The organism is Streptomyces sp. MZ04, assembly GCF_004684775.1.
In the GTDB taxonomy this organism is placed as follows: domain Bacteria; phylum Actinomycetota; class Actinomycetes; order Streptomycetales; family Streptomycetaceae; genus Streptomyces.
Genome location: NZ_SRIC01000493.1, coordinates 1 through 2,908, shown reverse-complemented (window position 1 = coordinate 2,908; position 2,908 = coordinate 1). Strand labels below are relative to the sequence as shown.

The 2,908-nt window shown below is 73.6% G+C and carries 5 protein-coding genes and 1 pseudogene; 2 read left to right on the top strand and 4 right to left on the bottom strand.

All coding sequences use genetic code 11. The features are described 5' to 3' along the window. The 4 genes and pseudogenes from E2651_RS42355 to E2651_RS42345 form a co-directional block, all read right to left on the bottom strand. Window positions 1–199, bottom strand: a pseudogene (locus E2651_RS42355) (phosphatidate cytidylyltransferase); the annotation flags it as partial. Then, a complete protein-coding gene (locus tag E2651_RS42350) occupies window positions 196–486 on the bottom strand; it encodes a hypothetical protein (protein WP_135336589.1) in 291 nt (96 codons plus the stop codon). The gene E2651_RS42350 and the pseudogene E2651_RS42355, both read right to left, overlap by 4 nt. After that, on the bottom strand, window positions 483–647 hold the full coding sequence (locus E2651_RS44490) for a hypothetical protein (RefSeq protein WP_167829076.1): 165 nt from the start codon (window positions 645–647) through the stop codon (window positions 483–485). Before E2651_RS44490 ends, E2651_RS42350 begins: the two co-directional genes overlap by 4 nt. After that, window positions 644–1,243: a CDP-alcohol phosphatidyltransferase family protein gene (locus E2651_RS42345; RefSeq protein WP_135336588.1), complete on the bottom strand. Its 600-nt coding sequence runs from the start codon at window positions 1,241–1,243 to the stop codon at window positions 644–646. Before E2651_RS42345 ends, E2651_RS44490 begins: the two co-directional genes overlap by 4 nt. 76 nt (window positions 1,244–1,319) lie before the next feature. Between E2651_RS42345 and E2651_RS42340 the strand changes: the two genes are divergently transcribed. Together E2651_RS42340 and E2651_RS42335 are read left to right on the top strand one after the other, a co-directional pair. Then, window positions 1,320–1,847, top strand: a complete 528-nt coding sequence (locus E2651_RS42340) for a GNAT family N-acetyltransferase (RefSeq protein ID WP_245239549.1) — start codon at window positions 1,320–1,322, stop codon at window positions 1,845–1,847. Window positions 1,848–2,060: 213 nt separating this feature from the next. After that, window positions 2,061–2,864 (top strand): glucose 1-dehydrogenase, encoded by an 804-nt coding sequence (locus tag E2651_RS42335; RefSeq protein WP_135336586.1) that lies wholly within the window; start codon window positions 2,061–2,063, stop codon window positions 2,862–2,864. Window positions 2,865–2,908: the final 44 nt, after the last annotated feature.

The window sequence follows — 2,908 nt, the reverse complement described above, 5'->3', positions numbered from 1 at the left end:
GCGTTGGCCGCCCCACGAAGAACGCCCCGAGAAAGAGCGGCGCGGCCAACGCCCAGGTCCGCCACCGCTTACGCAACTCCCCCCGCATCCGCACCCGCGAGGGAATCGCCGCGACAGCGACACCACCCGCACCGAGCACACCGGCGACGACAGGCAGGGCGCGCCCGGCGGCCTCGCCTGCGATGAAGGCGGCGCTCATCGTGGGTCTCCGATCTGGGGTGTGGTGCCCAACTCCTGTGAGTGATGGGTCTGTGTCCGCGAAGCCGGCGCGGCGACGCCGGGCGCTCCGGCGGCCACGGGTACGGCGCGTCCGGCGGTCTCGCCGGCGATGAAACCCATCCGGGGTGTGGTGCCCAACTCCCGCGCCTGCCGGGCCGGTGGCCGAGCAGGCACTGCCGCGATGGCGGTGCCGTCCGCGCCGAGCACCCCGGCGACTACGGATGCGGCGCGCCCGGCGGCCTCGCCTGCGATGAAGGCGGTGCTCATCGTGGGTCTCCGATCTGGGGTGTGGTGCCCAACTCCCGCGCCTGCCGGGCCGGAGGCCGAGCGGGCAGCGCCGCGATGGCGGTGCCGTCCGCGCCGAGCACCCCGGCGACCACGGATGCGGCCCGCCCGGCGGCCTCGCCTGCGATGAAGGCGGTGCTCATCGCGCGTCCCCCATCTGAGGCGCAGCGCCCAACTCCCGCCACAGCCGCGCCAGTCGCAGCCCCGCCGTCACCGTCGATCCCGCCGCGATCACCGCAAGGACCGGTACGACCCAGCCCGACGCCGCCGCCACCACGACCAGCGCGCACCGTTCCGTCTTGCCCACCGGGCCGCCGTTGAGGCGCGTCGTGCCCGCCGCCGCGCCCGCCAGGGACACCCAGGACGGCAGTGTCGCCGCCAGGCCCGCCGTCGCCACCAGCCACAGGGGGGCCAGTGGCAGGAAGGCCGCCAGGACGATCAAGTCGGCCGCGCGGTCGCCCAGTTCGTTCAGGAGTGCGCCCCTGCGCGTCGTGCGGCCCGTGTCGCGGGCCAGTGCGCCGTCCAGGTTCGCGAACGCCAGGCGCGCGGCGAGCAGCGCCGCGACCAGCGGTGCCGAGACGCCGAAGGGCAGCCAGGCGAGCGCGGCCGCGGCGCCCGCCGCGCACACCACGCCCGCCGCCGTGAGGGTGTCGGGCGACACCTCGCGGCGGACGAGCGCGGCACGCACGCCGGAGAGCCGGTCCGCGTACCAGGGCTTGAGAGCGTAGAGGCCGTTCATGGGACCGACTCTGCCGCGGGGCGGGCGCGGGCAAATCGGTGTGCGTACTCAGATCCTGGCTGAGTACGGTGGTGACGTGACCACCCTGCGTACGGCCCACACCAGCGATCTGACGGCGGCCGAACTGCGCGCCGCCCGCGCCCTGCTCGACGAGGCCTTCGACGGTGACTTCAGTGATCAGGACTGGGATCACGGCCTCGGCGGCGTCCACGCCCTCGTGTGTGACGAGACAGGCGCACTGTTCGCGCACGGCTCCGTGGTGCAGCGCCGGGTTCTGCACAACGGCCGTTCCCTGCGGGTCGGTTATGTGGAGGCGGTCGCCGTACGGCCGGACTTGCGACGGCAGGGGCTCGGCGGTCAGGTCATGGGCGCCCTGGAGCGGGTCATCGACGGGGCGTACGCGCTCGGGGCGCTCTCCGCGTCGGCCGAGGGCGAGCGGCTCTACCTGGCCCGCGGGTGGGTGGAGTGGAAGGGTGCGGTCGGGGCCATCGGTCCGGATGGCGTCATTCAACTGCCGGACGAGGAGCCGCCGTTGCTCTGGGGTGGCGACCTGGACCCCTCGTACGAGCTGTTCTTCGACTGGCGCGACGGCGACATTCTCTGACGTCGGCGCCTGCGGCCGGCGTGCGCGGGGGGTTCCACCGCCGCTGCCGTCGCCGGAACGGGGGACGGCACATGGCCGCCGTACCTTAGCAACTCCGCGTTCGCTTCGGGGAGTTGTCGCGTTGGCCGTCGTGGGTGGCGGGTGTGGGCTTCTAGGGTGTGACCCACGTCACGCGACGCCGTCGCAGCAGCCGCCCCGCAGGAGGAGATTCCCGTGAACGTGTACGACTTGGAGGGGCGCAAGGCCCTGGTGAGCGGGGGCGCGCAGGGGCTCGGCGCGGGGATGGCCGCGGCGCTCGCCCGCGCCGGTGCCGACGTCGTCGTCGCCGACATCCAGGAGGACGCGGGCCGGCTCACCGCCGAGGCCCTGCAGAAGGCGGGCGGCACCGCGGCGTTCGTCTCCCTCGACGTGACCGACGACGCGAGCTGGGAGTCGGCCGTCGCCCGTACCGTGGACGAGCTCGGCGGTCTGGACATCGTCGTCAACAACGCCGGCATCGAGATCTCCGGCCTGGTCGTCGACCTCGACCCGCGGGACGTCCGCAGGATGCTGGATGTGAACGTGCTTGGCGTCGCGCTCGGCACCAAACATGCCTTCCGTGCGATGCGGCCCGGCGGACCGGCGGGCCGGGGCGGCGCGGTCGTCAACGTCTCGTCGGTGGCCGCCACGATCCCCTTCCCCGGCATCGCCGGATACTCCGCGACGAAGGCCGCGGTCGACCGGCTGACCCGGGTCGCCGCTCTGGAGTCCGGCAAGCTCGGCTACGGCGTGCGGGTCAACTGCGTCTACCCCGGCCTCGTACCGACGGAGATGGGGATGAAGCTCGCCCAGGACATGGAGACCATGGGGCTCTGGCCGAGCGCGGAGGCAGCCGTCGGGGACGTCATCGGGCTGACCCCGCTCGGGCGGCTCGGCGAGGTCGCCGACATGGCCGACGCCGTGGTCTTCCTCGCCTCCGACGCCGCCCGTTTCATCACCGGGGCGGGACTGCCGGTCGATGGTGGCATGGGCATGTGAGCGATATCGGGCCTGTGAGGGAATTCCGGTCGGCGGGTAGGGCG